The sequence below is a fragment of the Desulfofustis glycolicus DSM 9705 genome, assembly GCF_900130015.1.
Taxonomy (GTDB): Bacteria; Desulfobacterota; Desulfobulbia; order Desulfobulbales; family Desulfocapsaceae; genus Desulfofustis; species Desulfofustis glycolicus.
In genome coordinates this window covers 1-26,560 of sequence record NZ_FQXS01000043.1, presented here as the reverse complement: position 1 = coordinate 26,560, position 26,560 = coordinate 1, and the positions used below count along the sequence as shown (strand labels likewise).

The following is a 26,560-nucleotide window of genomic DNA, read 5'->3' as shown; positions in this document are numbered from 1 at the left end:
GAACTCTTCTAATCACCTCTCACCGAAGGAGCATCCCAATGAAAGCCGAACAAACTATCCACTTCCTCTCCGAACTACTCGAACTGACCGAATACCTTGGGGCACTCGTCAGAGATCAGTGCCGACTCATGGCCGCCGACCAGGATGGTCATCTGATCGAAGATCCCGAGCAGGAACGGGACGTGCCGTTCTGATCTGATAAACGAACTGCCCATCAGTACTCGGCTTGCCCCTTGGCCGGCGCTTCAGCGACGCCGGCCGGGGGGGCAGCAGCAAAATAATCAGACAACGCTGTCAAAATAATCAGGAAAACGATGTTCATTTATTGTGAGAAGCAACACCGTTTCTTTCCCTCTCCATTGAAGGTATCACCATGGTGCACCGTTTCTCTTCTTTTCACGCAATCTTTGCCATACTCTGGCTGTTTGTCGCTCTCCTGCCGAGCGGCTGCGTTATCCAGGACTACGGCCGAACCCTTGGACAATCCATAAAGGGTGACTACTACCTGCAAACCGGCAATCACCAAGGAGGCCTGACCTCTTTTCGCGAAGAGGTGCGCCAACACCCGGACAGCGCTGTCGCCCGCTATTATTACGGCAGATTCCTGCTTCAGGCCGGGAACGTCCGGGAAGCCTATGACCAGTTGCGCTCGGCCGCAGACCTCGCCCCGGACACTGCCGACTACCAGTTCTGGGCCGGTTTGGCCGCCGGCCAGAATGGTCAGGCCAAGGAGGAGCAGCGGCGTTACCAGGCCGCACTGGACAGTGACCCCCGGCACCTTTCTGCTCTTACCTATCTTGGGCACAGCCGACTGGCAGCAAATCGCTATCAGGAGGCTCTTGATCTCTACGCTCGGGCCCTGCAAATATGGCCGGCCAGTCCGGCAGCCCTCTACAATCGCGCCCTGATTCTCAACCGTCTTGGCCGCAGCGCCGAGGAAAAAATAGCCTGGCTCACCTACATGGCCTACCACCCCTCGGGGGCCAAGGCCCGGCAAGCCACCGATTACCTCAACGCCCTCGATGATTTCACCTATCGCAACCATCGACTTGGTGCCCGTACGGTAACCATCGAATCCATTTCCTTCGTCCCCTTTAGGGCCGAACCGCATCCCGACAGCCACGAATCGCTGCGACTGATTGGCACGATCGCCCGCAATCACCCCGAGGCCACGCTGCAAATTCTCGTCTTTCTGAAAAACAACAAGGATCTGGCCCACCACAGGGCATTAGCCATAAAGCGTTTTCTGCTCGACAACACCGACGGCCTGACCGCCCGGCGAATAGGCGTCAGCTGGTTCGGCCAGGCGCAAACGCTCTCCGTGGGCCAAAAAAAGCGAAGGCTCGACGAGTCGGTTGATTTCTTTCTCACCGAAGGCAGCTAAACCGCTGTTCCGTAAAACCTGCCCACCGAGCCTTTTGCAAAACTTAGATTTTCGTTCAGAATCAAGGCATGCGAAAAATTTTAACACAGGCATATAATTGATATTCCGAGGATAAAATTTTGAGCATAACGCAGAGTTTGGGCGAAAGATTGTTTTGCAAATGGCTCCACCGTGATTTTTTTTTGTGACCACAGCTCGACTCAAACGTTTATCCAGGTAAAAGGAACATTTTCATGGTGCCGAGCGACAATCAGTTGATCAGCGATGTCCGTGCCGGGCATAACGGCTCGTTTGCGGTGCTGGTCGAGCGGTATCAAACCCCGATCTACAATCTGATGTACCGATTCAGCGGTTCCAGCGAAGAGGCTGCCGATATGACGCAGGAACTATTCATTCGTGCCTATGAGCACCTCGGAAACTACCGGGAGCCGAAAGGTTTCTTCCCCTGGATCTATACAATGGCCCTCAACCATGCTCGGGACTGGCACCGGAAACGACACAACCACCGCCGTCTGTTCGGCATCCTTGCTGCCGACGAACCACAGGGCCCTCGCAGTCCCGATCATGAGTGTGAAACACGGGAGCGGCTCGGCGACCTCGGACGGGCGCTGAGCCGGTTGCCGGAAGATCGCCGGGAACTGCTCATTCTCCGCTACCGTCATGACTGCTCGATCCGGGATCTCGCAGATATGTTCGACATCTCGGAGAGTGCAGTCAAAATGCGCCTGCAGCGTTCGCTCGAATTGGTCGGGCGCACTATGGAAGGATTCGGCCATGACTAGTCAACACCCGTTCGAGCGAGAACACCAACGGCTTATCGAGCGGTTGCACGAAATGCCCATGCAACCGCCACCACTGGGGATCGGCGCGCAGGTTATGGCCCGGATAAACGATCGCCGGAGCCAGCGCTTCCGCCGACTTGCCCGACTGACCCTCGCCCCGATCAGTATCAGGTTTCGTCCGGCTCTCGTCGGCTGCTTTGGGATTCTGCTGATTGCCGTCTTTGTTCTTGGCCGTTACTCGGTTCGACAGGAAGGTGCCGATCCGCTGCAGCTGCTGGATGCAGAGGCCGCCTACCTGGTCGGACGGGAGTTATTGGCTGCGGAAAAACAGGCGGCCGCTCTCACCCTGCTGCAACTTGCAGCCAACCTGGCCCCAGAGAACCCCGATTTCGCCCTTTGGGAAGGGATAGCCCATTGGCACAACAAGCAACCGGAGCAAGAACAATCCAGCTACCTGCGCGGCCTCAGCTCGACTCCGGATTCGCTGCCGCTATTGATTAACCTCGGCCATCACCATCTGAGCAACGGCAGCTACCTCGATGCACTCGACGCCTACCGCAAGGCGCTCACCATCGACCCCCTCGAGCCCACAGCCTGGTACAACAGCGGACTCATCTACCGGCTCCTTGACCGGAAGGAAGAGGAAATTGATGCCTGGAAAAACTTCCTGTACCGGCAGCGTTTCGGCATCAGGGCTCTGCGGGCAGTGGAGCGACTCAACAGTGCCGGCGACTATTCCTATCGCCCATACTGGATCGGGCCACGTCGAGTCATCATTCATACTGAGGCGTTGCTGGCCGAAGATTCGGCTCTAACCAACCTGCGTCATGAAGCCGCGATGCTTACCGCACTGCTCACCGAAAACCAGGAGCTGACCCTGACAATCGCCACTTTTTACGCCGGAAATACTGACCGTGCCAGGCAACGCGCCCTGTTGTTAAAACAGCTGATTGCCGAAGCTCCGGGTAGCCCGCTGGAAAACCGTATCGCCGTCAGCTGGTTCGACAGCCCGGAAACGATCATGCTGCCCAGCACTGAGAGCCGAACACGTGCCGAAGGTGTGTTGCTCTTCGGCTTTTCCGATCACCAACAAAACCAAGAGGTTTCGATATGAAACAAAAGCGAACACTTATCACCTGCCTGTTCGGCGCAGCACTTCTCAGCCCTTTTTCAGCTGGAGCCGACACCGTTGACGATCAACTTGACCCGGGGCTGGTCGAGGAGCCGGCCTTCAGTTCCCCCGCCCAGGCCATGCATGCGGCGCAACTCGCAGAAACAGCAGCCATGCAGCCCAATGAGGAAACGCAGCAGGCTGCAGACGAAATCGCTGCCGCTCGGGAAGCCTTCGACGAGGCACAGGAAGCCTATCGGGCCGGAGTTAACAACCCAGCCACTCCCGCAGACCTTGACGCCCTGCAGGAAGCCCTTGACAATGCGGCCCAAACGCTCAGTCAGGCGCGCGACTCCTATGCCGAGCAAATCGGAGCTCTGGCAGGTGTCTACGGCGAAGAAGTCCAGGCCATGCGACAAAGCGGTATGGGCTGGGGGCAAATCGCCCATGAGTTGGGAGTTCATCCCGGAGTACTCGGGCTTGGTCACGGTAAACGGGCGGGCCTGGACCAGATCGATGGGCCGGAGGATCCGGCCGGGACCATCGGGACCGTCGAACCCACTGAAGAGATCGCAGCAGTTACTCAGCGAACGGCCAAGGCTGCAGGACGTCAAGGTCTCGGCGTCGCCATGAGAGACCGCGTACATGCCGAAACAGGGATCGGCCTGTCCCGTGCCAGCGATACCGCCACAGCAGCACTTGGGTCCGCCGGCGCCCCCGGGAAAGGTTTGGCCGGCGCCCCCGGGCAACAAAACTCCAGCAGAGGAAACAGCACAGCCACAGGAACCCTCGGCAAGAGCCAGGGTCCCACAGGAAACGGACTCGGTCTCGGTTCATCCGGAGATTCGCCGGGTCTCGGTAATTCAGGAAACAGTGGCGGTAACAGCGGCGGCAATGGCGGCGATAACGGCAGTGGCAATGGCGGTGGTAACAGCGGCGGCAATGGCGGCGGCAATGGCGGTGGTAATGGCGGCGGTAACGGCGGCGGCAACGGCGGTGGCAACGGCGGTGGCAACGGCGGCGGCAACGGCGGCGGCAACGGCGGCGGCAACGGCGGTGGCAACGGCGGCGGCAACGGCGGCGGCAACGGCGGTGGCAACGGCGGCGGCAACGGAAAACGCTAAGATGGTTGGTTGCCAGCCATCACCAATCTCAGCGAAGGGTACCGGCACCACAGCCGATACCCTTCGTCAGGCACTCCAACGCTGGTATCACGCCCGCAGGACAGGCCACCCTCTTCCGGTACACGTTCATCTCTCTTACATCACGGTTCATTACTTATCCGTCGTTCTACCTACTCCTCCGGGTTCTCGTTTCTGGTTGCCGCCAACACCAGGGACTGGTTCGGCGTTCCCGGGTCAATACAGTGCGGCGCCGAAAATCCGGCTGAGGCAAGCATGGCAGCGATCTCGGCCCGGGAATACGTCCTGCCATGCGTTGTATTGATGAGCATGTTCAAGGCAAAAAGTGCTGCAAATTCAGGCTCATCCATCGTATCGTCCAGAACGAAATCATGAATCAGGATCAGGCCGCCCGGTACCAGCGCCTCTCTGGTCTTGCGGATCAGCGCCGCGCACTGTTCGGGACCGTTGGAATGCAGGACATGCGACAGCCAAGCCACATCGAAAGGGCCGCCAGCTGGAAAATCCCGGTTGAAATCGCCGGCGGCGAAAGTGATCCGATGACTCAGGCCGAACGATTCAACCGTACGCTTCATGAACGACTCAGTGGTGGGCCGGTCAAAAACCACCGCCTGCAGCTCTGGGTTAGCCCGGCAGAAATGGATGGCATAGGTCCCCGGACCGCCGCCCAGGTCGAGCAGCCGTTTCCGTCCGGCCAGGCTGACAGCCTTGACCACAAGAGGGGCCGCACCACTGGCCAGATTGAACATGCCGAGCAGAAAACTTCGCCGTTCCGTCTCCGCTCCGTAAGAACGCTGCTCAACCGGGCCGCCACTGCGCACGGCCGCGTCAAGCTGGGCCCAGCCGTCAACCAAGTGGTGGTGATGCAGAATGATATGACCTATATAGCCAGGCTCGTCCTCATTGAGCAACCGCGCTGCCACTTCTGAATTACGGTACAGATCACCGCATTTCGACAGCAACTCCATTCCGGCCAGGGCGTTAAGCAGGTACCCCGTCCCACGCACGTCTGCCCCGATCGCCGCGGCCACGGCCCGCGCCGACAACGAACGGCCCCCTAAAACCGTAAATATTCCCAGCCGAACCGCCGCCTGCAGCGTACAACCACGCCAGTATGCACTGGAAGTTCCGATGAGGCTGCCCACATCCCACTTTTCCGTCATCTTCACCCCATTGTTGAACAACACGCTAAAATCGCACTTCAGACACAATAAAGTCACCCTTCAATCAAGCTGCAATCACAGCATACTTGAGGACATGACGGCATACAAGAACGACTTGGCAGGATGGTATTCGCCAGACGGCCTCTCCCTTCACGTAGAGACGAAAGAACTGCAGGCAACCTCAACCAGAGATATGCGCGCCTGGATCAGCAAGGGTGGCACACCACCTTGTTGCCATAGCCAATCGAAGAGAGTGCTCAAACATGGTATCAGCAGCAACCGCGGTCGCCCTGCCCGGGCTCCAAAATACCGGCATAGTCGGTGTCTGCCGGACGTTTCAATGGCGGCAAGCCTTATCGCTTGCAGCTGGAAAAAAATAGCTGGCCACCTGGATCCGAAAACGACTCTCCAGATATACACAAAGGTAGACAAAGGATTTCGTCAAAGCGGAAGTAAAAAAACTACGGATGTAAGCGTGACTATAAATGACTTTTCCTAACTGATGCAGCGCCCACAAAACCCTTTATTTTTTTTGGTGCCCCCGGCAGGAATCGAACCTGCGACACCAGGATTAGGAATCACTACCCTACCCTGCTGCCATCAAGCAACCAACTGAATTCAAAAGGAAAGACACCCAGCATAAAAGGGGAAATTCGCTCTAGAAAGAGCGAATGCACCCGACCCCAGCCGCTTTTTCCACACGATTTTCCACACCGAAAACCGCTTCAACAACAGCCCAGGACCGGAAACTATTTTCTTCTCCAGGGCGGTGTCGGGGGAAGGGACCTTCTTCAAAAAAGGTCCCCCCGACATCGCCCCCAGCCATCCGCTATCGTCTCGGCACATCCGATAACTAGCTCGGTTCAATCGAATGCGAAAAAACTTCTTGACACGGAAGGTCTGCCGGTATTATCTAGTCAAGTATGTATTCCATTGTATTCTAATAGCGACAGGAGGCTACCGATGGCACCAGAGACAAAGAAGGTTTCATTTGATTGCAGCGTCGAACTACTTGAACGACTGGATAAACTGGCTCAGAAGGGCGACATCCCGAGATCCAAGATGATTGCGAATGTCGTAGAAATTGCTGTCGATACGCTCGAAGATTGCCAAAAGATTGGCTTACTCCAGGTTTCCTTACTCATGAGGAATATGGGTGAATACCTCAAGTCCTGGTCAAAGAAGATGAAGGAAAAAAAAGATCTTGAAGGGTTAATGTGACCCTGAAAACAAAAGCCCCGTGATCATCCGATATTTCTTGCCGGAAAGACGATGATCACAGGGCCAAACCCTAACGGTGAGGATTTAAAATGAATCTAGACAACAAACGAACCAAAGTCAAGAACCTGAAAGACACCGGGGGGCAAGCCCGAATAACATGCCCCCCTACACTAGCCAAAAACATCGACACCATTAAGATCTCGTTCTGGGTAAAATGGCTCGATAACGCTTTTCTCTCTGAGATACAAAAGATCAAAGAGTCGATTCAGAAAACCACACTTCTTGATGAACGCCCATATCACTGCCCGGGAGATTTTAACTGGAACGTCCAAAGAACTGGCGTGAAGCTTTTTAACTTTGCCCTTTTGGCCGGTGATCTCCGTCTTTTTCTCAGCAACAGAGATTCTGACAGCAATATTCCAAACGTAAAACTTGAAATCGGTTCAGAATCCTGCTGGACACCGGGATATAACCAGATTTACCAGGATTTCCTGGCCTGGATCCGTCTTCTTGATGGAATTGTCATCAAGGAAATCGTCTCTGAGGTTCATTTAGCTTTAGACGTTGTAGGAACGCCAATAGGCAACTTAAATATCAGTGAGAAAGATTTCTGGATTACAAAAGCCCCCCATTTCACAAGACACGAGAAGCACAGGCAGTTGACCGGTATATCCATCGGAAAAAATGCATTAATGCTTCGGATCTACGACAAGGTAGAGGAAATTGCGAAATCTGGTTCTAAACAAAGCACTTTCTCAGAGTTCTGGAGTGTCGATAAATACGATGAAAAGCCTGTGACAAGAATAGAATTTCAAATTCGGCGCAAAATCCTGAAAGATTTCAAAGAATCAGAAGAATTTGATTTAGGAGTCGATACGTTAGAAAATCTCAATTGCTCACTGAACGCAATTTGGCGTTACTGTACCAGCAAATGGGCAAGACACAGTTCAGAAAAGGTAGACTTTGAACTGAACCACCAAGGAAGATCGCAAAACTCGGCATTCTGGAATCTGGTTTCAGCAGTCAACTGGTCAGGAGAGCAAATCTGTTCCAGGCAAAGGCCCAGACCAAAGAAAGATTATATTGCTCTCAGAAAGCAGTACGCTGGGCTGGCGATGTCATTAGCTGCCTTTCACAATGCACATCCAACTGATCTCGACCATATAGTTCACATCACGAAACACATCATCGAAGAGGATCTCGTAGGCTTCTATCGGTCTAACGAACCTGAATTCATCAGAAGATTTGAGAAAAAGCAACGGAAAATATACGAGGGAGTATCAGCCTTGCATAAGCTGAAACCTGACCACCCAGAGTACGGTATCTACCCTGCACCATACGGAACAATTAATCCAGCAGAAGGGTTATATGTCTGACCAAAAGCCCTTAAAGCCTGCTGACATAGCCAAGATGTTCAACCAAAGCTTGACCTGGGTCAGCAAGAATTACAAAAAACTCTATGGGGTGAAGATTGGTGGGAGGGTCTTCTTCCCACCAAAGGAGATTCTATATGACCGTCTATTTTGTGGAGAAGAAAGGGTGGAGATTCGACTTCATGAGGAAGGGCGAGAGGTACACCCAAGCGTTCTTCAAGACCAAACGAGAAGCAGAAAAGGCCGAGCAGAGGATGAAAGACTACCTGGAAAGGCCAAAATCGACAGACATGGCCTTTTTAGATCTAGTTGAACTAAGGCTCGATGAGGTCAAACAGCGGCTCTCTAATGATCACTATATGGATACGCTCTATCATGCTCGTCGCTGGGTTAAGGATTGGTCAGGATTGACTTGCTCAGAAATCACAATTGGGTTAATTACAAAACTCAGGGATGAAAGAAGTAAAATATCTAATCAAACCGCGAACAAAGAACTACGGTATCTTAGCTCCTTATTTTCCTGGGGAATACGAAAAGGTTACATCATCGATAACCCTGCCTCCAGGGTTGACAAACTTAGAGTTGAAAAGCAGCCGGTTTATGTCCCATCACTCGGTGATATTGAGAAGGTGTTACGAGAGGCTGCGCCTGATCAAAAAGATTACTTGTATTGTCTTCGAGACACCTTTGCTCGATCGAGAGAAATTAACAATCTGACTTGGAATGATATTGATTTTGATGCCAAAACTATAACGCTCTATACAAGAAAGAAGAAACATGGAACCAAAACTCCACGACTTATACCGTTGACAGAGGATCTCCTCGAGATACTCAGGCAGCGGTATAAGTCAAGAGATATCTCTGTGAAGTGGGTTTTTTGGCATCGATACTATTCACGTAATCAACGTAAAGTAGTTAATGGACCATACAGGGATAGAAAAAAGTTCATGAGATCTCTATGTAGAAGAGCCGGTGTGAGATATTTTCGATTTCATCCATTAAGGCACGCCGGTGCAAGTTTCATGGAAAGCATAGGAATCCCAATATCCCATATTCAAGAAATACTTGGACATGAAAACCGCAAAACTACCGAAGGCTACATACACTCAATTGGTAACTCAAAAAATGAAGCAATAGAAAAATATCAGCAAGCAAAGAGAAAATTACAAGTAGATAAAATCATATGCAATGATTAGAAACCATATCCATTGTGTAGCATTTAAATTTATTCATATTCTTTTATACGTTAATTTATCTGTCACTAAAATGGGGTGAAATAATGAACAAAGAAAATTTAAAAAGAATGCGGTTTATAATTCCCGGTATAATTATAATTATATACATAATCCCCAGTTTATCAGATAACGCTCAAGAATTGCTGAATATTCACCTACTTTTTCAAGCGCTCAAATGGTCAGATTCAATTTATATAGTGTTAATAGTTTTACTCAGTGGACTATATTATATACTGAATATACGTTGGTTGGTTTGGAAACCATTTAATGATAAAGTTACTGAAAATATAAAAAATTCTCTTATGAGAATGTGCTCCTTAGAAATTTCTTCTGAACAATGGTTTACTATAAAAAAAGACAGGACTCTGATGAACGTTTTCTACCATCTTATCGGAAATGATGATTCTCTAGCAAGTAAATCTAAAGACGTTATGTTCAATGGACTTGTCTGGACAACATGTTTCGATTTCACAATCTTGAGTGCCACTGGTGGTTTTGTTTATTTATTACTGTCTATATTTTCCGGCAACCATCATTATATCTATATATCAGTAACGTTATACACCCTATTCTATATAGGTCTCGCTTTTTCTTGGCTACTTACCTACAGACATATCAATCTTTCAAATGGTCAATTAGAAGTTATCAAGCAGCGCTTTAAACAAAATGTTGATGATCAAATCAAACAAGCTTTAGAGAACCTATAATATGAACAATTTGGATACCCAGACGATAGAGCTTATAGAACGAGAATATGTCCACGGAGAAACACCTTGGGCATTAGGTTATAGTGGAGGAAAAGACTCTACTGCTATGTTGAAACTCGTTTACAATGCTCTGTTAAGTGTGAACAAACCAACCAAGCATATAAAAGTAGTTTATTGTGATACGGGAGTTGAAATACCTGTAGTAAGCAATTACGTAAAAAAGGTCTTTAAATCATTTAATGAAGAGATTAACGAATCTGGCCTGCCAATAATAACAGAAATTGTCGAACCAGTAACTGAAGAGAGGTTTTTTGCTAAAGTGATTGGTAGAGGATATCCTACCCCAACCAATAAATTTCGATGGTGCACTGACAGATTGAGAATTAGACCTATACAATACTCTATGCTTAATGATAAATTTATTATTTTAGTCGGCGTTAGAAAAGGAGAGAGCTTAGAACGCGACAAAATCATAACCAAGAACGAACAAGGTAACGGACATTTTTTAAAGCAAGACAAATATTCATCAATTCGTATTTTTGCTCCAATAATAAACTATAATGTCGAAAACGTTTGGGAAACTATCAGAAGCAATTATTCACCCACATCATTATTCACAAATGAATTAGAGCTTATTTATATGCTGTCGGGTAGTTCGAATAATGATTTTCAGTCTATTTCGACTGATATTCTATCAGGAGGCCGTCTAGGTTGTTGGACCTGTACAGTCATTAGAAAAGACAAGGCTACTAGAAACCTAATTGACAACGGATACAATAGTCTTGAACCACTATATAATTACAGGAATTGGCTTGTCTCAATTAGAGATAAACTCGAATATCGCTCAAAATTTCGAAGAAATGGTGTTGCTGGTAAAGGACCATTCACAGTTGAAGCTAGAAAAATGATGCTAGATAAACTGCTTAAAGCCCAATCAGAAACTGAATATGAAATTATTGGCGAAGAAGAAATCGACATTATTAAAAAATACTGGCATGAGGACCTTAAAAACCCTAATTACAGGGAACAATAAGTTTCTGTTGAAACCTGGTCAGAGAACTATATGATACTTTATTTTCAATATTTGAGGATACAAAAATGAACAATCTTTACAGAATGGAACTTATGCAAATGCTGTCCGATTTGGACTCGTATCTTGAAGAATTATTTTCACATACTGGTTTTTATGAAAGCGATAAATTATCTAAGAAAGATTTTAAAATTCAGATTATAGAAGATTATCAAGAAATCTATCTGGAAAAACATAAATAATGAAAACATCATATAAAATTGCAGTACTAATTGATGCCGAAAACACTCAACACTATTTGTTAGGATCTGTATTGTCTGAATTATCTAAATTTGGCCATATCGTAGTCAAAAGAGCATATGGAGACTGGAGCAGTCTTCAGCTTTCAAATTGGAAAAAGCCATTAAATGAATTAGCTATTATCCCAATTCAACAGTTTTCATATACCTATGGCAAGAATGCGTCTGATGCCGCAATGATTATTGACGCGATGGACCTGCTCTACTCCAATAAATTCGACGCATTTGCCTTAATTACCAGTGACAGTGACTTTACCAAACTTGCTTCACGTTTAAAGGAGTCGCAAATTTTTGTCATTGGAGTTGGAGAGCAAAAGACCCCGTTATCATTTCGGAATGCTTGTGACAATTTCATTTCAACGGAAGTACTGCAAAAAAAAGAAAATGAGCCAATCCCTACACCGGAAGAGAAAACAGCTGAAGCTTGCGGAGCATTGCAAAGGACCAAAAAACAGCTTTGCTGCGATACTCACTTGATATCACTATTGCGTAACGCTATCCGAGAATATGAAGATGAGGACGGTTGGTCATTATTAGGTTCTTGCGGAGGACTAATAAAACGTCAACATCCAGATTTTGATCCTAGAACTTATGGTTTTCCGACCCTCTCTTCTCTAATAGAGGCCACGGAACTATTCAAGATTGAAAAACGAGATCCGGGCAATGGCAAAAGTAATATAGTATACGTTAAAGATGAAAGGGTCTGAGCATTTCTCAATTCCCACATAAAATCACACACAGATTTTTTTTAGAAATGATTACAGAACAACTACAACCAAAAAATACCTTACATAACGATAAATTGTTTGGTGCCCCCGGCAAGAATCGAACTTGCGACACCAGGATTAGGAAGATTCAAAGATGTTTTTCTGCAAAACCATCTTTTCCTCTTAATTATTTGAAATTTTGCCAGAATAATAGATTTCCGGTTTCCTGATCAATCTCTAGTATTCTGCCCAATTCTGATGTTTTCTCAGAGTATTTACACAGGAATTACACATAAAGACAGCTCCAAAACTAATACACATACGCAAGCTGATCACAGGACACATCACATGGGTTGGTTCTATCTTCAGGCCGTTGTCGATACCTTCGGGGGTAGCGCCTTCGGTAAGCTCTATACCATCAAGCGCCAGGAAACCGCTGCTGATATTCTCAACGACAAGGTCCTGCCGTTTTACAGCTCGCACGATATCGTGATCGTGGCAGTTCTAACTGACAACGGCACGCAATACAAAGGGCGCCCAATGAACCATCTGTAAGAGATCTATCTCAAGCTCAATGGCATCGCGTATCGAACTACCAGGGTCGGTACACCACGCATCAACGGTTTCGTTGAGCGCTTCAATCGTACCATGCTCGAATAGTTCTTCCAGATCGCGCTCAGCAAGAAAGGCTATTGACTCTGTTGATGTGTTGCAGAAGGATCTGGAAACTTGGCCGCACCATTATAACCACGAACGGCAACACCGGGGATATCGTAATCAGGGGCGAAGGCCGATGGTGACGTTTGAACTCGGCAAACACCAACGGGAGAAACTACTGAAGAAGGCGGCAGAAACTTCATCAAGCCGAGAGGGCGAACCGTAGGTAAGGTCTTTGACTTTTACACCTAGACTCCGCTCAATCATTTACCATCTTGAGCAAGGGAACGGTCAAAGAAGGGGAAATTGTTTGCGCTTCTGATCGTTGATTGATTAAATTAATTGTTTGGTACTTGACGTTACAGATACTGTTCTAATACAACAGTTTATCTTTTCTAGTTACAAAACAAAATAATGCCACAAGGAGTGAGTTAATCAGATAATCCTTTGCTCTACATTAATTATCACAACAATAAAGAGTTAGAATGCCGCCACCTTTTCGTTCGTCCGATTAAGCAATTCTTCATATTTTTTCTTACTATCTTCACGAGAAATACTATGGAGACGTTTTAGTGTAGATTTTTTTATTCTGACCACTCTATTATTAGAAGTTTTATTCATTCTACCACCGCTAGAAATCCTACATTTACTCCACATTTTTATGCTCCTTTTTTAGATTGCTTTGTATGTTACATATGTATCAGATCCTTCTTTATACATCAAGGATATGATAAAAATCAGAGATATCATATCAGCAAATAAATACATTACATTTATATCAATATTGTCGTACGAGTCAGCCTCCTTATCTTCAAAGTAATAGGTCATTGGATGATCCACACAGATAAACCCTAAAATAGATCTCCCTTCGTTCTTTAGTTGAAGCACATCGGCCAATCGCTTATCAAGCTTGTGTTTTATGGCGTGATCCATAAAGGTAATCGGTACAGCGATATGGGATTTGTAAATATTTCCAATATCTCCTTTTTTGATATTCATTGCTGCCCATTCAGAGTCTAGACAGTCATCTTTGATGATATTCTGGAGTATGTTGTTTTTCCATCTTGAAGCCCATTTCCAATCGCGTATTTTACACTTATATTCGTGCCGTATTTTTTGGATATCTAATGACGGGTTCTCATATTCAGTATTTTTTTTTGCTGTTCTAGGAATATTGTTATCAAGATATGGAGTACCAGATTTTTTTACATCCTTAAAAATTGAATAGTCATCAATGCTCTTTTCAACACCATCTTGGTTCTGTGGAGCCATTACTATATCCAGTATATAATCATCTTCATTCACCATGTGAATGCCTACTCTTGGTTTCCTAACTCCTCTATGCGCTATTGTGAAATATTCTTGTATAAAATCTACTTGATAACCACAAAGGGTTTTTAGGCCATTATCAAGAAAATCCTCAAGCAACCTGCAACTTTCCGTTATTTCGCTCGATTTACTTAAAAAAGCGTCTTTGAAATCACGATGATACCTTGCTGCCTGAAATTGAAAGAGCGTATAATCTAGCTGAAATTTACAGACACATTTACGAATGTGCTCTGTCAGCCGGGCATGAGGAACATTTACTGCTTTAAGCTGAGCAACCTTTGCTACCCAATCGTAAATGCGTATAATCGAGGCTCCGTCCATAACTACAAAGAGAAAGGTCGAGGAACATATGGGATTTTGGCTTCAGTAGTTGGTCTAAAGTACATTATTGTTAAAAATGACGCTTCAATTTTTTTCAAGACCACAGTTGGCCCACCTGAATATGACCGCCAACTAAATTATTACGAAACCCCTCAGCCCCGTTCCTTTCCGTTTACACCGCCCACTTAAGATGATTAATCGCTAGGTCCAGGGTCAAGTCAAACACTTTATCCCGCTTCTCATTGAACACGATGCGGTCATAGCTGTCCTGAGGCAAGTAATTGTCGAGCACCCGGGTCACTGCATCCTTGACCACCAGCCGGGTCTTACTATCCTTGTACCAGTCCTGCACCAGAACCTTAGGATGTTCTTCGGTCAACCGCTTCAACAGCGCCTTGGCCGCCAACCGCACACTCTGCTCCTCCTCCTTGGTCATCTTCTCCTTGCAGAGCAGGTCGTAGAGTTCGAGTTCATCCTCGGTCAAGCCCCGGCGGATATGCCGATCTTCCTCTTCCTGCAAGCCGGCGGCGAATTGCATCAGCTCCTCGTAACAGGCATCCGCCAAGGTACTACCGGCATTATACCGGTTGATCACCTCTTGGAGCCGTTCGGCAAAGTCACGGCGGGTGCTGTTTTTACCGAGCATCTCGGTCATTTTCTTCTCAAGAAAGGCCCGCAGGTCGGCTATCTCGATGTTCTTAAAACTCGTTTGCTTGAACTCTTCGCGCAGCTTATCAAAGTCGATACGGCTCAGGTCCCACTGTCGCCCCCTCTGCCGAATAACGTAGGTTTCCTGGCCACTGGCCGTGGGCAAACCATCCTCTTCGACCACCAGGCTCTCATCGAGCAGTTTACCAATGCGGCGCTGTGCCGACTCGATGTCCCGTTGCTCGATGATGCTCTCGATCACCCCGCGCAAATACTGCACCACCGCCACCATCCGTACCACCGGATTACCGAGCACTTCAGGCTTGCAGGCCTCGAACAGGCCAGTCACCACGTTCTCATGGACACCGAAGCCCTTGTGCCATTCATCCTTGCCCAGCAGGGTATTTGCCCATGACATGAATCGGTCGACCGTCCGAAACGCCCCCTGTGATTCAAGCACGCTTCTGAGATCAATTCCTTTGTCCTTGCAGAAATCACAGGCTTGGTCGACGGCGTCATACAGCAGGCGTAATAGATCTTCCTTATCCCGCAACAGCGACTCCTCGCCTTCTCCGCCCTGCCCGTAATCCCTGAGTGCCCTTCTCAAGCGGCCGAACACCCCGAAATAGTCGACGATCTCTCCGTGCCGTTTTTCCACTCCGTTGATCAGATGCGCGCTTACCCGATTGGCGCGGGCAATGGTCTGCATGAGGGAGTGGTCCTTCTGTGGTTTGTCGAGATAGAGGGTGGAAAGCGTCGGTGCGTCAAAGCCGGTAAGCCACATGGCGCAGACGAACACCAACTGCAACGGGTGAGCCGGGTCCTTGAAATTGTATTCCAGATCATGGCCATTGCCATCAAGTGCTTCCATTCGCTTGCGGTGCGGCCGGATATCGAGTCCCTGCTTGTCGAACTTCTCCTCCTCACCGTTCTCGGCGCTGACCACCACCGCCATTTCCACCTGCCGCATGTAGCCAATCTGACGTTTCCAGCGGGTATTCTGCAGCTCGTCGCCGGACTTCTTAATCTTGCCGCGCAGAGCTTTGATTTCCTCATCCCACAGTCGACGTACCTTGTTGTACATCTTCACTGCAGTGAACTTGTCCACCGCGATGACCATACCCTTGCCCAGGTAGCCCCGTGTAGGGAAGTGGGTGACGATGTCCCTGGAGATGGTTTCCAACCGATCGTCGCGTTTGATCACCTCCAGTTCGCTGGCAAACTGTCTCTCCAGCTTGATCTGTTGCTTCTCGTCGAGATTCTCGTCCTCCAGGATCTGGTAGAACTCCTCGCTCAGATCGTCGTTCTGGTTCTGCACCTCGGGCACGCGCTTGTTGTAGAAGAGCGGCAAGGTGGCGCCGTCGTCAATGGCCTGGCTGAAGCTGTATTCCGAAACATAGTCACCAAACCACTCGTTGGTCATCCGGGTTCGACCGAGAAGCGGCGTCCCGGTGAAAGCGAGGTACTGGGCGTTGGGCAGACCGGCCCGCATATTTTCGGCCAAGTTCCGGTACTGGGTGCGGTGGGCCTCATCAACGATGACGATGATATCGCTTTGATCGGAAAGCAGCGGGTAAACCTGGCCCTTGGGACAGCGAAACTTCTGAATAAGGGTGAAGACCAACCGTTTTTTCTGCCCCAGGAAGGCTCGCATCTGCTCGCTGTTCTTCGGCTGGGCCGCTTCTGCCTTGCTGACGGTATTCGTGTTAAGGAAATTACGATAGATCTGCCCATCCAGATCATCCCGGTCAGTGACCACCACAAAACTGAAGTGACCGCTGACCTTGCGAAAAATCTTGCGGGCATAAAAGATCATCGAGAAACTCTTGCCCGAACCCTGTGTGTGCCAGAAGACCCCAAGCTTGCCGCCAGACTCCTCACGGCGGAGAAAGCTGGCAAAGGCGCGATTGACGCCGATGAACTGATGGTTCTGGGCGATGATCTTACTGGTGTCCTTGTGGAAGACGATGAAATTCTCGATATAGTCGAGCAACCGCCCCTGTGGGCAAAGCCCGGCCAGAAAACGTTCGACGCTGGTGCCGCTGGCGGCAATCTGCTCCCGGCGGATCTTCTCCTTTTCGTCGTCAGGCCGCAGCCAACGAAAAAAATACTCCCAGGTGGCGGTCATGCTACCGACCCGGGTCTCGATCCCGTTGGAGAGGACACACAAGGCGTTGTAGAGAAACAACTGGGGGATGTCGGCCTTGTAGTTGGTGAGGTTGTCGTCGTAGGCGTTTTTCAGCTTGATAGTGGCATTTTTCAGCTCGATGAACACCAGCGGTAATCCGTTAACGTAGAGCAGCACATCGGGCCGGCGGTAGCCGGCCTTGGGTCCGGCACCGCTGGATTGAATCCACATCTGGCTGACGGCGAGGAACCGGTTTTCGCCAGGTTCGTCAAAATCAATGAACCGTACCCGTTCCCGGCGGGTCTCGCCTTGGTTGTCTCTGAACTCGACCCGCACACCGTCGCGGATCAGCCCGTCCACCTCACGGTTGGCGGCGAAGGGGGAAAGCGTCTGACGCTTGTCGACGAGATGTTTGATGGCCTGGTCAAGGGAAGATGGAGGAATTTCCTTGTTATTGATGCGGATAACCGTTTCGCGTAGCCGGTCCAGCAGGATGACATCGCGTTTGTCTATACGCCCGGAACCGTCTGCCAGATCAGCGGGATCGGCGGTAGAGCAGTTGAGCGTCTCGTAGCCGTAGTCCTGCTGTAAGCGTTGCAGGATTGCCCGTTCGATGTCGTCTTCCGCTATGAAGTTGGGCATGGACAGCCTCTGCTTAGCCGGCCTCCTCGCGCATGCTCGGCGGAAACTGGATGTCGAGGTCGTCGACGGAAAGTTTCCCCGAAATCAGGCGCGGAAGTAGGAGATCTCGGGTTTGGGTGAGGACACGGTTGGCAGCCCTTAGCTTACAAGCCAAGCTCACTATCGGTGTGGCTTCCGCCTCGAATTTGTTTTGTAATTCCAATTCAGGGACCAAAATTTTGGTCATGGCAATAAACGAGCGGTTAAGCTCTGTTTGACCGGTAGAACCCACGGCAAGTTGATCAAAATATGAATGTAGAAGTTGGATTGAAAAACCGAGGAATAATGGAACGACCTTCTTATGGTTCGCCCTGCAAATAGTAATATGGGAATCGCAAGTTAGGTCTTCAGTTGTCTCCCATAAAACAGCGGAACGGCCCAATGTACCAACTCCTGTTGAGTTAATTAACACGTCCCCTCGTTTCAATATTTTTTTTCCGGGAATCGTTGTTTCATGTGTTTTTGCATTGCTCAAATCTATTGTGCCGTCTCGGATGCAACGCTGGTTGATGACAATCTTCTGAGAACGATCAGAATATTTGGGAGATACCCCCCTACTCAAAAAGCTGATCAACTCAGAAATCGGAAGGCGACTCCACGCCTTCGGCACCCCTTTGACGAACTTGACATTCTGGTAACCAGGGAAGCGCATACGCACGAACCATTCACGGTAGAGTTCCTCGACCGTCTTTTCCAGCAGTGCAATGCGGCGTTTGTTGTTCTCAATTAAGTCATCATAGGCTGTCAGGATAGCAGCGATTTTTCTCTGAGTGGGCAACCCTCTAAGGGGCAAGGAAATACGTTTGACGATGCCTTGATTCAGAGATGCCATGGTCGCGCCAAACGAGCACATCGCCTGCATCCAATCATGGTGAGCTCGAGTTCGCAAATAGTACGAGAAATACCGACCACAAATAGTCTCGCTTGATAAGCGAAGCCGCAGACAATCGGAACCTTGCACCCACCCAACTTGCTTTTCTGATATCAGGGCATGTCTTTCCACCGCACCTTTTCTGCCAAAAACAATATCGCCCTTTTTAAGACGGTGTACGTTGAGTCTATCGGCTTTGGCTTCGGTGATAAACTCCAAATTCGAGTCTCGGACATCGCCGAACCCAACATTGCGAACATTTATAACGGGTATGCCGGACTCGACATATTCTGAAGCCTGCAGTTGGGTACCAAACGGGCCGGTTTGAATATCTGCTTCTTTCCAATCAGCCAATTGACCAACAGTTATCATGGCAACCGAGGGCTTCATTCTCCAATTATACTCCTCAGGTTCGCGGCAATAACTCGCTCAAGCTCTGCTGACTGTTTATCGAGAGCAAGCAGCTCTTCCTGCATTGTTACTAAATCTCCGACAAACTCCTCATCTGTCTTTCCATCTTCCTCAATCACTACCCCTACATAACGGCCCGGATTGAGAGAATAGTCCTGCTCCCGCACCTCTTTCCTGCTGGCCAGCTTACACAGCCCAGTGACATCCTCATAGCAAGCTTGAGGAAAGCGTTCCTGCAGCCATGCAATGTGGCAGAAGCTGCTCTCCGCCTGCTTGACCTCGCCGTGAAGCGCTTCCAGGGCACCCTTCAATTGCTTGATGGCGCGGTTAACGCTCTGACGCTTGCCATTCGCCTTAGCCAGCTCCACCAGCTCTTTCTCATGCTGACGCACCGCCTTATCTATCTGTTTGAGGCAGGTGTGCAAGGAGGAAAAAAAGGGAGTGAAGACGGCACGGAGTTGCTGTTGCGCCTGATTCTTTTCCTCCACCGTATTCAGGCCTTGGTTCTTTTTTTGGTAGCAGGCATATTCCTCACGCAGACCATCAAGGCCGTGCCAGGCGGCGACCAGGTCTTCCGTCGCCTTTTTGCCGATGGCATCATCCAGCACTTCCAGCAGGCACTCGGCAACCGGCTCGACTTGGGCACTATTGACGACCAGCCGCTCCATACCGGCTGCGAAATAGCAATCAACCAGGGCCAGGAACTCCTGACGTTGCCCTCTATGCAAACGGCTGATGATGGCGATGTTCTGGATCTGCTCCTCGGAAAACTCACGGTGGGAGGGGTCAATCTGGGTGAAGATGTTGCGGGCGTCGATGAAAAGGATGTGATCATCGGTCTTGGCTCGGTCGAAGAACCAGAGGGTGGCCGGCAGGGTAACGGTGTAGAACATGTTCGACGGCAGGGTGAGCATACCGTAAATCAGGTTCTTCTCGATCAGGGTCTGGCGGATATCGGCCTCGGAGTGGCGGGCATCGGAGGCGGAATTGGCCATGACCAGAGCGGCCCGGCCGGTCTCGTTGAGCGAGGTGGCAAAGAGGTTGATCCACAGGTAGTTGGCGTTGGGCACGGTTTCCTTACCCTGCTCGGACTTCTTGGCCTTGGTCTTCTTGCGTGGGATACCGTAGGTGTTGAAGCGACGATCCTTCTCCACCGAGGAGAGGGAAACCTTGTCGACGTTGAAGGGCGGATTGGCGAGCACATAGTCGAAACGGCCAAAGGAATCGAAATGGTCGTCGTAGTAGCTGATTCCCTGGCGGATATCGCCGCGTAGACCGTTCACCGCCAGATTCATGCGTGCCAGCTTGATCGTCTCGCTCCGTTTCTCCTGGCCGTAGACATAGACACTGGTGTCCTTCCCCTGATTCTGAAGCTCAGCGCGGTGGGCCGCGATGAAACCGGCCGATTGGACAAACATACCGCCCGAGCCGCAAGCAGGATCGAACACCGTGCCGCCATGAGGTTCGATGATCTCCACCATCAGCCGTACCACCGAGCGCGGGGTGAAGAACTCGCCGCCTCCCTGGCCTTCGGACAGTGCGAATTTACCGAGGAAATATTCATAGATCTGACCGAAGATGTCGCCGTCGGCGTCATCCGGGATATTGTCGAACTGGCGCAGCAACTCAAACGGGAGAATCCTCGTCTCCTGGGTACGGGTGAGCCGGTAATACTCATCCTTGGGCAGACTGCCGGCCAACTCCGGCTTGTATATCTCGATGTCGGTCATTGCCGTCTCTAAAGCCTTGGCGATGTCCTCGCTTTCCGGGAGGTTGAGCAGGTAGCTGTAGCGGGCGTGGTCGGGCAGATAGAAGCCGCACGTGGTCATGGCGATCTCATGAATGGGCTTTTCGCGGCGCGTACCCTTTAGTTTCTCATACTCGGCCAGAATAGCCTGCTCATGGCGGCGGTAATTGATATCGGCGAATTTGAGAAAAATCAGGCCGAGCACCGGAGTGCCGTATTCTCCGGCGCTGAGATCGGAGTTGGCGCGCAGATTGTCCGCCACCGCCCAGAGGTCGTCTTCGAGTTGTTTGAGTTGGTCCCTGTTCACGTGATATGTCTATGATGTTGAAAAAATGCAATAATTGCGAGGCGCGTTCCTATGGTATGAAAAGAGTCCAATCAATACAAGCAATAAAGTGGTTGACGAGCAGTATTCATGAGGCTTCAAACTCTTTCCATTTTTCAGAATTAAGAGCACGCAATTTTTTGAATACCGCTTCGGCAATAACGCTCGCACCATCTTCTCTATCATCTGGTGCATTTTCCAAAGCGAGCATAATCTCCCCTTGCCTCTGGCAGGGTACCTCCCCGTAGCTGAGAAAGGTAGTTAAAACATTCTCATGGGCGAGATTCTGACTCCAGGCCTTGAATTGTTCAGGACTCTGGCATAGTTCCTGTCCGAACCTGGTCAGAGTGTTTCGGAAACTGTGCGGGTTATAATAGGGAAGACCGGCGTTAACGAAAGCCTCTCGAAAAATCTTGCGAATCGGTGTTGCAGTTGACCAGTGCGTCCGTTTCAAACCAACGACCGCGAATTGGGAGTCAGGGCCAACACCGACCTCTGTTGCCGGAAACAAAGGATCGTCGTTGCCCCACAACTTATCTTCTCTGAGGTAGGTGATCCAATCCGTCAAGATCGACCGAAACACCTCACCGACGGGAAAGAAGAAGGTGGTGAAGGTCTTGCTGAACTTCGTTTTCACCTCCCGCGCATCCTGGTAAATACAGCTTGCGACAAGGTCGATATGCTTGAGCTTCAGGGAAGCAATGGCACTGTCACGGGCACCAGTCAAGATCGTCAAGGCGATCAAGGCACGGTTGCGTCGCTCGATATCGGTAACGGCCGGCATCGTTTTGATAACGTGTTTGATTTGTTCGATGGTTGGAGCTCTCTTTTCCCGCCTTGCCGTTGCAACCCTTACCTCCTTTTCGGACAGGTTGAAGTACTCGGCATCGGCATACTGAACTCGTGATCGGTATCCAGGTTGCCATGCCAGCCACTGGAAGAAATGCTTTAACTGCGTCAGGGTGGCATGCAAGGTTGCTTTACTCAATCGTTCTCCCGACTGCTGGCCTTTCTGTTGAGCAAGGTTTTTCTTGAAGGCGATCGCTTGCTCATATCGAAATGTTTTGAAATCTCGATACCTGGTATACTCCTCGAAACGACTGAGTGCTTTGGCGACCGCATCAACGGTCGACTCGCTGTGCCGCTTCGCTTCCCGTAAGAACATCAGATACTGACGCTTGACCCGCTCATTTGCTGGATGGTGTTTTCTCATGGGTGTCGGCTCCCTAATTGAAGTCACTGTTTACGGTGGGGGTAGCCCACTCGATTAGATGTCGCAGATGTTGCGGTAGGCTCAAGGCCATATCGCGACAGATGTAGCTGATTTTATCTTGGCTGATCCGCCGGTTCATAATGGCCATACAGTCAGGGCAGATGGCAACCAGGTTACCCAAGGTGTCTGAGGTTGGCTGATATTCCGCCATGCCAGCAGCCGGATACTTTGGTGAGCGACAGCGGACGCAATATAATTGGCCGGGCCGACATGGGCGCTTACTCCGCTTCCGCCGCTCCTGGAGAAAGGTTTTCAGATGATGGCCGAGTATAAGCATCGGCCGCTTGCTGTCGACGACAGGCAGGCCTTCTTTGACCCATCGGCGAACTGTGTGCTTGTGGATGCCGAACAACCCCGCCACCTCTTCCACAGAATAGTTGCGGTGAACTTTAACCAGGCGATGATTCTGGTGTCGCTTCCCCATTATTCAGAACCTCCTTCTGGTTTGCTGTAAGGATGACGTGGAGTGGTAACTATAGAATAGTGACACATTCGTTACTCCAAAGTGACAATTGGCTTGGGGCCTTATTCTCTCCGTCATTATGATTAGTTATCTTTTTTTTGCGCTCTTTTGGAGTAGCGGATCTGTCACTCGAAAGAGTTGGCGATTTCTCCTTTGGAGTGTCGGTTTTGCTACTCGAAACAGCCTTTTTGGGTAACGATTTTGTTACCGGAGATTTTTGTTGTTTGGCATGAAACGCCGAACACCCCCTCCCACCTCGGGTATCTTTTCTGCGAGGATTTCTCGCCGGTCGAAATGCCGGGGTTCCATGTTCCTTCCAGCGGTCATCAAGGATATATTTGGTCATATCACCTGAGCGGCCACCGGAACCTTGATGGGCGATGTCGAGGAAGCCCTTTTCTATCAATTCATCGATGGCGTTTCTGAACTCACGACGGCCAATTTCTTTCTTTTCCGCCTCTGAATATGGATAAACGATTTCGCCATTGTTCTTGATCACCCACTCGTCTGATCGCCTGGCCCGTTTCACCGGTTCCATTTGCCTCTTGCGGAGGAAGTCCAGGTAAACAAGCATGGCCCATTTACTGAGAGATCTGAAGGCAGAAGAGCGAAGAAGTTCTTTCTCGAACCATATCTTTTTATTCATGCCGAAAAGCAGCTATCGATAGGTGGCAGAGATATTTATACGGCTCGTAATTGCGCGGTGCTGGTTGCCCTTTTGCATTCGTTGATCCAAGCGTCCAGATCTTCCCTGAAATAAAAAATCCGACCTCTCTTGATGAAGCGGGGGCCGGTGCCGTCACTTCTTTTCATGGCCAGGGTCTTTTCTTCGAGACCCAGGTACAAGGCCGCGTTTCGGGTGTCCATCCTGCCGTCCGGGTACATCCTCACTACTACCGTCTCAACTTTTGTGGCTACCTGCATAGGTAAAGCTCCTTAAATAGAATTTGTCATAACTTAGACTACGTGTGATTGTTTATATAAAACAAAAGAAATGTATTGTAAAGCATTACACGTCATGATAGAGTAATCTAGAACAACTTAGAACTTACGACGAGGAGGACTCAATTATGGCAGCAAAAAAGAAAGGTGCAGGAGGCAGCCTGAACCGCTCACAGGTCGTCACGGTAAGGCTTGATCCAAAGTTGCGTTATCTAGCAGAACTTGCCGCACTCAAGCAGCGCAGAACCTTATCAAGTTACATTGAATGGGCTGTCCAGGAGAGCTTGAAGAATGTCTATCTTGCTGAGGGTTCTGGGTACAATAATGATCATGGTTGCACGGTGCATGATGAAGGTGACAGGTTGTGGGACGTCGATGAACCTGACAGATTCGCTATGCTCGCTCTGCGCTACCCGGAACTATTGACGCATGATGAACAAATTAGATGGAAGCTCATTCGTGAGAATGGGTATTTATGGAAAGGTAGATATGTTGCCGGCAAGTGGAAGTGGCAAGTTAGTGAGGACTCCCTTATATATAAAAGGCTTCGAGAATACTGGGATAAATTCTGCGCTGTTGCTGATGGCGAGAAGGAAAATTCAGTATTGCCAACCTGGATCGAATCCGAACCAGAAGATCCTTCTCCTGAACCACCGCCGTTTCCTGGACCTGACGAAGACATTCCCTTTTAGGAGGTTAGGACATGGCTCTTAAATTCCAAAAACTGACCCGAACCAATATCCGCAAAGCACAGCCCGGCGACAAGTTCCAGGAACACGGTATATCATTTGAACGGCTGGCGAATGGTGATGGTCGATACACGGTCAACATCATGGTCGATGGTATCAGGGTTCACCGGGTAATCGGCAAGGAATCCGAAGGCGTCACCAGAAAACAGGCGGAAGATTTCATTGAGCAAGCCCGTACCGATGCCCGCAAAGGACGACTCAACTTGCCGAAGGGGAGAAAGGTTATCCTTGGCTTCCGGGAAGCAGCCGACCAATATATTACCAGACTGGAGAATGGAAACGGCAAGGATCTCTACATGAAGCGGTTCCGCTTTGATGGTCACCTGAAACCCTTCTTCAAGGACAAACCCATTGGGAAGATCACATCCTTCGATATCGATCGCTACAAAAAATTCCGCCAAGAAGAGGGCGCGAAACCAGGCACGATCAATCGAGAACTTTCAGCCTTATCTCACCTCTACACCAAAGCCATCGAATGGAACTGGATCGACCACAAGCCGTTCGTTATGAAAAAGTTTAAGGAAGACAAGGGGCGTATCGTTTACCTGACCCCGGAACAGATAGAACGACTTTTGGAAACCGCCAAGCAGGACCAGAATGAGTACATTTACCCATTCATCGTCATCGGCCTGGAAACCTCCATGCGGAAAATGGAGATTCTCTCCATCCGACTTGAGCACATCGACACTGCTCGAAGGGTTATTTACATTCCCCAGGCAAAAGGAGGAGCTAGGGAACAGCCAATAACGAAGAGGCTGGCCGATTTCCTTAGCGGATACCTGCAGGCTGCGGAACCGGGCCAGGAATGGCTCTTCCCTTCTCCATCATCTCGCACCGGGCATGCTGTCTCAATCGAAAAGCCTTTTCGACGGGTAGTTAAAGAGGCCGGGCTTGACGAAAAGGAGGTTGTCCGCCACACCTTGCGCCATACCGCTATCACCCATCTTGTTCAGGCCGGGGTCGACCTGCCGACCGTGCAAAGGATATCCGGGCATAAGTCATTTGATATGGTGGTGAGATATAGCCACCAGAACAGCAAACACATTGAATCTGCGATGAATAGGTTGGAACAACGGTACAGGACCGTATGACTCTTCCTAAGGGATCAAGATCTATTCTCAGGAAATGACATGAATAAAATCCAATTAAAAAACTGGTATACTTGGCCAATTTGCTGCCCTTTTTGCGGCAAACCAGAATTTGATATCAATGCTAAATATCAGGAACCCGATACACAAGCATGCCAACATTTATTGTATATAAAACAAAGAGGTGAGTTTGTTTTTTCTAGCAAACGGTTCATCGATTCTGAAATGAGTGCTGACCTTTTCGAGAATGTTATAACTTTTGAGATAGATTCCGTCTCCGACATTATAGAGGTGGTATTTGCATGTTTCGCGGATGAGTTGGCTTATTGGGGAAAAGAACCCACTTCACCTCACATCCGGCGAGACATAAAATGTAAGGATTGAAATCCGACCTTACATACCGGGCACCCCTGACCTGATTCGATCTGACAGTCGATTCAGATCCTTTTATCTCAACATGTACAGGAACTATACGTAACATATCCTGTTTTTTCTATTGATATAGATGTGTTAGTTGCTCATATATTGTGCTCTTTTGGTCCTCGCGTCAAGGTCTTTCTGACCAGAGGCCCATCAGGAACTAGTTCCTGATGGGCGGAACCTCTGCGGCCAGAGTATCGTCGTTTTGTGTCTCCAGCCGTTCCATAACCCGGTAGTAATCATGCTGGGTTTTTAGGTTAGACAGTCGGCTGTAGCGCATGGTCAGTTCTATTTCTGAGTGGCCCAGCAACTCCTGGATCGTAACGATATCAGCGCCGCCATTGAGCAGTTGC

Annotated in this window: 26 protein-coding genes and 1 pseudogene; 17 read left to right on the top strand and 10 right to left on the bottom strand. The window is 49.3% G+C overall.

From position 1 onward, the window contains the following. Positions 1-38: 38 nt before the first annotated feature. From BUC26_RS23490 to BUC26_RS23960, 5 genes are all read left to right on the top strand, one after another. Positions 39-194 (top strand): hypothetical protein, encoded by a 156-nt coding sequence (locus BUC26_RS23490; protein ID WP_153307098.1) that lies wholly within the window; start codon positions 39-41, stop codon positions 192-194. A 179-nt stretch (positions 195-373) separates the two neighbouring features. Continuing rightward, on the top strand, positions 374-1,384 hold the full coding sequence (locus BUC26_RS20955; RefSeq protein WP_073379197.1) for a tetratricopeptide repeat protein: 1,011 nt from the start codon (positions 374-376) through the stop codon (positions 1,382-1,384). Between the two features lie 233 nt (positions 1,385-1,617). Continuing rightward, positions 1,618-2,166 (top strand): RNA polymerase sigma factor, encoded by a 549-nt coding sequence (locus BUC26_RS20950; protein WP_073379196.1) that lies wholly within the window; start codon positions 1,618-1,620, stop codon positions 2,164-2,166. Next, positions 2,159-3,280 carry a tetratricopeptide repeat protein gene (locus tag BUC26_RS20945; RefSeq protein WP_073379194.1) on the top strand — a complete coding sequence of 374 codons (1,122 nt, stop codon included), beginning with the start codon at positions 2,159-2,161 and terminating at the stop codon, positions 3,278-3,280. The genes BUC26_RS20950 and BUC26_RS20945 overlap by 8 nt, the downstream gene beginning before the upstream one ends. Beyond that, the gene (locus BUC26_RS23960; RefSeq protein WP_208609854.1) at positions 3,277-4,401 is read left to right on the top strand and encodes a hypothetical protein; all 1,125 of its coding nucleotides are present in this window, start codon (positions 3,277-3,279) and stop codon (positions 4,399-4,401) included. The genes BUC26_RS20945 and BUC26_RS23960 overlap by 4 nt, the downstream gene beginning before the upstream one ends. 170 nt (positions 4,402-4,571) lie before the next feature. Here the strand turns inward: BUC26_RS23960 and BUC26_RS20935 are convergent, their stop codons facing one another. Beyond that, positions 4,572-5,582 (bottom strand): methyltransferase, encoded by a 1,011-nt coding sequence (locus BUC26_RS20935; RefSeq protein WP_073379193.1) that lies wholly within the window; start codon positions 5,580-5,582, stop codon positions 4,572-4,574. Positions 5,583-6,545: 963 nt separating this feature from the next. Here BUC26_RS20935 and BUC26_RS20925 point away from each other — a divergent pair. From BUC26_RS20925 to BUC26_RS20895, 8 genes are all read left to right on the top strand, one after another. Then, positions 6,546-6,803: a ribbon-helix-helix protein, CopG family gene (locus BUC26_RS20925; RefSeq protein WP_073379190.1), complete on the top strand. Its 258-nt coding sequence runs from the start codon at positions 6,546-6,548 to the stop codon at positions 6,801-6,803. 89 nt (positions 6,804-6,892) lie between these two features. Further along, the gene (locus BUC26_RS20920) at positions 6,893-8,179 is read left to right on the top strand and encodes a hypothetical protein (protein ID WP_073379189.1); all 1,287 of its coding nucleotides are present in this window, start codon (positions 6,893-6,895) and stop codon (positions 8,177-8,179) included. Between the two features lie 134 nt (positions 8,180-8,313). Then, positions 8,314-9,372, top strand: a complete 1,059-nt coding sequence (locus BUC26_RS20915; protein ID WP_073379187.1) for a tyrosine-type recombinase/integrase — start codon at positions 8,314-8,316, stop codon at positions 9,370-9,372. Between the two features lie 83 nt (positions 9,373-9,455). Continuing rightward, positions 9,456-10,118 carry a hypothetical protein gene (locus BUC26_RS20910; RefSeq protein WP_073379186.1) on the top strand — a complete coding sequence of 221 codons (663 nt, stop codon included), beginning with the start codon at positions 9,456-9,458 and terminating at the stop codon, positions 10,116-10,118. Position 10,119: 1 nt separating this feature from the next. Continuing rightward, the gene (locus BUC26_RS20905; protein WP_073379184.1) at positions 10,120-11,151 is read left to right on the top strand and encodes a phosphoadenosine phosphosulfate reductase domain-containing protein; all 1,032 of its coding nucleotides are present in this window, start codon (positions 10,120-10,122) and stop codon (positions 11,149-11,151) included. A gap of 65 nt (positions 11,152-11,216) precedes the next feature. After that, positions 11,217-11,390: a hypothetical protein gene (locus BUC26_RS23670; protein ID WP_161949913.1), complete on the top strand. Its 174-nt coding sequence runs from the start codon at positions 11,217-11,219 to the stop codon at positions 11,388-11,390. Next, positions 11,390-12,154 carry an NYN domain-containing protein gene (locus BUC26_RS20900; protein ID WP_073379183.1) on the top strand — a complete coding sequence of 255 codons (765 nt, stop codon included), beginning with the start codon at positions 11,390-11,392 and terminating at the stop codon, positions 12,152-12,154. The genes BUC26_RS23670 and BUC26_RS20900 overlap by 1 nt, the downstream gene beginning before the upstream one ends. A gap of 348 nt (positions 12,155-12,502) precedes the next feature. Next, positions 12,503-12,709 carry a hypothetical protein gene (locus BUC26_RS20895; RefSeq protein ID WP_073379182.1) on the top strand — a complete coding sequence of 69 codons (207 nt, stop codon included), beginning with the start codon at positions 12,503-12,505 and terminating at the stop codon, positions 12,707-12,709. 774 nt (positions 12,710-13,483) lie between these two features. On the opposite strand, the gene BUC26_RS20890 is transcribed toward BUC26_RS20895, so the two are convergent. From BUC26_RS20890 to BUC26_RS24585, 6 genes are all read right to left on the bottom strand, one after another. After that, positions 13,484-14,461, bottom strand: coding sequence for a hypothetical protein (locus BUC26_RS20890; protein ID WP_143166115.1), 978 nt, complete (start codon positions 14,459-14,461; stop codon positions 13,484-13,486). Positions 14,462-14,633: 172 nt separating this feature from the next. Beyond that, on the bottom strand, positions 14,634-17,879 hold the full coding sequence (locus BUC26_RS20885) for a type I restriction endonuclease subunit R (protein ID WP_073379179.1): 3,246 nt from the start codon (positions 17,877-17,879) through the stop codon (positions 14,634-14,636). Between the two features lie 13 nt (positions 17,880-17,892). After that, on the bottom strand, positions 17,893-19,179 hold the full coding sequence (locus BUC26_RS20880) for a restriction endonuclease subunit S (RefSeq protein WP_084540817.1): 1,287 nt from the start codon (positions 19,177-19,179) through the stop codon (positions 17,893-17,895). Next, positions 19,176-21,254 carry a type I restriction-modification system subunit M gene (locus BUC26_RS20875; protein ID WP_073379177.1) on the bottom strand — a complete coding sequence of 693 codons (2,079 nt, stop codon included), beginning with the start codon at positions 21,252-21,254 and terminating at the stop codon, positions 19,176-19,178. Before BUC26_RS20875 ends, BUC26_RS20880 begins: the two co-directional genes overlap by 4 nt. A 106-nt stretch (positions 21,255-21,360) precedes the next feature. Continuing rightward, on the bottom strand, positions 21,361-22,485 hold the full coding sequence (locus BUC26_RS20870; protein ID WP_073379176.1) for a tyrosine-type recombinase/integrase: 1,125 nt from the start codon (positions 22,483-22,485) through the stop codon (positions 21,361-21,363). Between the two features lie 13 nt (positions 22,486-22,498). Then, a complete protein-coding gene (locus tag BUC26_RS24585; protein WP_425267088.1) occupies positions 22,499-22,897 on the bottom strand; it encodes a helix-turn-helix domain-containing protein in 399 nt (132 codons plus the stop codon). Here BUC26_RS24585 and BUC26_RS24280 point away from each other — a divergent pair. Continuing rightward, positions 22,802-22,999 (top strand): hypothetical protein, encoded by a 198-nt coding sequence (locus tag BUC26_RS24280; RefSeq protein WP_244155922.1) that lies wholly within the window; start codon positions 22,802-22,804, stop codon positions 22,997-22,999. The genes BUC26_RS24585 and BUC26_RS24280 overlap by 96 nt on opposite strands. Positions 23,000-23,018: 19 nt before the next feature. Here the strand turns inward: BUC26_RS24280 and BUC26_RS23225 are convergent, their stop codons facing one another. Both BUC26_RS23225 and BUC26_RS20860 read right to left on the bottom strand, forming a co-directional pair. Beyond that, positions 23,019-23,654, bottom strand: a complete 636-nt coding sequence (locus BUC26_RS23225) for a hypothetical protein (RefSeq protein ID WP_143166114.1) — start codon at positions 23,652-23,654, stop codon at positions 23,019-23,021. A 35-nt stretch (positions 23,655-23,689) separates the two neighbouring features. Beyond that, positions 23,690-23,932, bottom strand: coding sequence for a helix-turn-helix domain-containing protein (locus tag BUC26_RS20860; protein WP_073379173.1), 243 nt, complete (start codon positions 23,930-23,932; stop codon positions 23,690-23,692). A gap of 146 nt (positions 23,933-24,078) precedes the next feature. Between BUC26_RS20860 and BUC26_RS20855 the strand changes: the two genes are divergently transcribed. Genes BUC26_RS20855 through BUC26_RS20845 form a run of 3 tightly spaced genes read left to right on the top strand, consistent with a single transcriptional unit; the run spans position 24,079 to position 26,171 of the window. Next, positions 24,079-24,642, top strand: coding sequence for a hypothetical protein (locus tag BUC26_RS20855; protein WP_073379172.1), 564 nt, complete (start codon positions 24,079-24,081; stop codon positions 24,640-24,642). A gap of 11 nt (positions 24,643-24,653) precedes the next feature. Continuing rightward, positions 24,654-25,790: a tyrosine-type recombinase/integrase gene (locus BUC26_RS20850; protein ID WP_073379171.1), complete on the top strand. Its 1,137-nt coding sequence runs from the start codon at positions 24,654-24,656 to the stop codon at positions 25,788-25,790. A 39-nt stretch (positions 25,791-25,829) separates the two neighbouring features. Beyond that, positions 25,830-26,171: a hypothetical protein gene (locus BUC26_RS20845; protein WP_073379169.1), complete on the top strand. Its 342-nt coding sequence runs from the start codon at positions 25,830-25,832 to the stop codon at positions 26,169-26,171. A 196-nt stretch (positions 26,172-26,367) separates the two neighbouring features. Here the strand turns inward: BUC26_RS20845 and BUC26_RS23955 are convergent. Further along, positions 26,368-26,560: pseudogene (locus BUC26_RS23955) on the bottom strand (hypothetical protein); the annotation flags it as partial.

What these genes read in the sequence shown, in the direction of transcription:
- BUC26_RS23490 (WP_153307098.1), top strand. Translation starts at nt 39, where the DNA reads ATGAAAGCCGAACAAACTATCCACTTCCTCTCCGAACTACTCGAACTG.
- BUC26_RS20955 (WP_073379197.1), top strand. Translation starts at nt 374, where the DNA reads ATGGTGCACCGTTTCTCTTCTTTTCACGCAATCTTTGCCATACTCTGG.
- BUC26_RS20950 (WP_073379196.1), top strand. Translation starts at nt 1,618, where the DNA reads ATGGTGCCGAGCGACAATCAGTTGATCAGCGATGTCCGTGCCGGGCAT.
- BUC26_RS20945 (WP_073379194.1), top strand. Translation starts at nt 2,159, where the DNA reads ATGACTAGTCAACACCCGTTCGAGCGAGAACACCAACGGCTTATCGAG.
- BUC26_RS23960 (WP_208609854.1), top strand. Translation starts at nt 3,277, where the DNA reads ATGAAACAAAAGCGAACACTTATCACCTGCCTGTTCGGCGCAGCACTT.
- BUC26_RS20935 (WP_073379193.1), bottom strand. Translation starts at nt 5,582, where the DNA reads ATGACGGAAAAGTGGGATGTGGGCAGCCTCATCGGAACTTCCAGTGCA.
- BUC26_RS20925 (WP_073379190.1), top strand. Translation starts at nt 6,546, where the DNA reads ATGGCACCAGAGACAAAGAAGGTTTCATTTGATTGCAGCGTCGAACTA.
- BUC26_RS20920 (WP_073379189.1), top strand. Translation starts at nt 6,893, where the DNA reads ATGAATCTAGACAACAAACGAACCAAAGTCAAGAACCTGAAAGACACC.
- BUC26_RS20915 (WP_073379187.1), top strand. Translation starts at nt 8,314, where the DNA reads ATGACCGTCTATTTTGTGGAGAAGAAAGGGTGGAGATTCGACTTCATG.
- BUC26_RS20910 (WP_073379186.1), top strand. Translation starts at nt 9,456, where the DNA reads ATGAACAAAGAAAATTTAAAAAGAATGCGGTTTATAATTCCCGGTATA.
- BUC26_RS20905 (WP_073379184.1), top strand. Translation starts at nt 10,120, where the DNA reads ATGAACAATTTGGATACCCAGACGATAGAGCTTATAGAACGAGAATAT.
- BUC26_RS23670 (WP_161949913.1), top strand. Translation starts at nt 11,217, where the DNA reads ATGAACAATCTTTACAGAATGGAACTTATGCAAATGCTGTCCGATTTG.
- BUC26_RS20900 (WP_073379183.1), top strand. Translation starts at nt 11,390, where the DNA reads ATGAAAACATCATATAAAATTGCAGTACTAATTGATGCCGAAAACACT.
- BUC26_RS20895 (WP_073379182.1), top strand. Translation starts at nt 12,503, where the DNA reads ATGGGTTGGTTCTATCTTCAGGCCGTTGTCGATACCTTCGGGGGTAGC.
- BUC26_RS20890 (WP_143166115.1), bottom strand. Translation starts at nt 14,461, where the DNA reads ATGGACGGAGCCTCGATTATACGCATTTACGATTGGGTAGCAAAGGTT.
- BUC26_RS20885 (WP_073379179.1), bottom strand. Translation starts at nt 17,879, where the DNA reads ATGCCCAACTTCATAGCGGAAGACGACATCGAACGGGCAATCCTGCAA.
- BUC26_RS20880 (WP_084540817.1), bottom strand. Translation starts at nt 19,179, where the DNA reads ATGAAGCCCTCGGTTGCCATGATAACTGTTGGTCAATTGGCTGATTGG.
- BUC26_RS20870 (WP_073379176.1), bottom strand. Translation starts at nt 22,485, where the DNA reads ATGAGAAAACACCATCCAGCAAATGAGCGGGTCAAGCGTCAGTATCTG.
- BUC26_RS24280 (WP_244155922.1), top strand. Translation starts at nt 22,802, where the DNA reads ATGATGGCCGAGTATAAGCATCGGCCGCTTGCTGTCGACGACAGGCAG.
- BUC26_RS23225 (WP_143166114.1), bottom strand. Translation starts at nt 23,654, where the DNA reads ATGAATAAAAAGATATGGTTCGAGAAAGAACTTCTTCGCTCTTCTGCC.
- BUC26_RS20860 (WP_073379173.1), bottom strand. Translation starts at nt 23,932, where the DNA reads ATGCAGGTAGCCACAAAAGTTGAGACGGTAGTAGTGAGGATGTACCCG.
- BUC26_RS20855 (WP_073379172.1), top strand. Translation starts at nt 24,079, where the DNA reads ATGGCAGCAAAAAAGAAAGGTGCAGGAGGCAGCCTGAACCGCTCACAG.
- BUC26_RS20850 (WP_073379171.1), top strand. Translation starts at nt 24,654, where the DNA reads ATGGCTCTTAAATTCCAAAAACTGACCCGAACCAATATCCGCAAAGCA.
- BUC26_RS20845 (WP_073379169.1), top strand. Translation starts at nt 25,830, where the DNA reads ATGAATAAAATCCAATTAAAAAACTGGTATACTTGGCCAATTTGCTGC.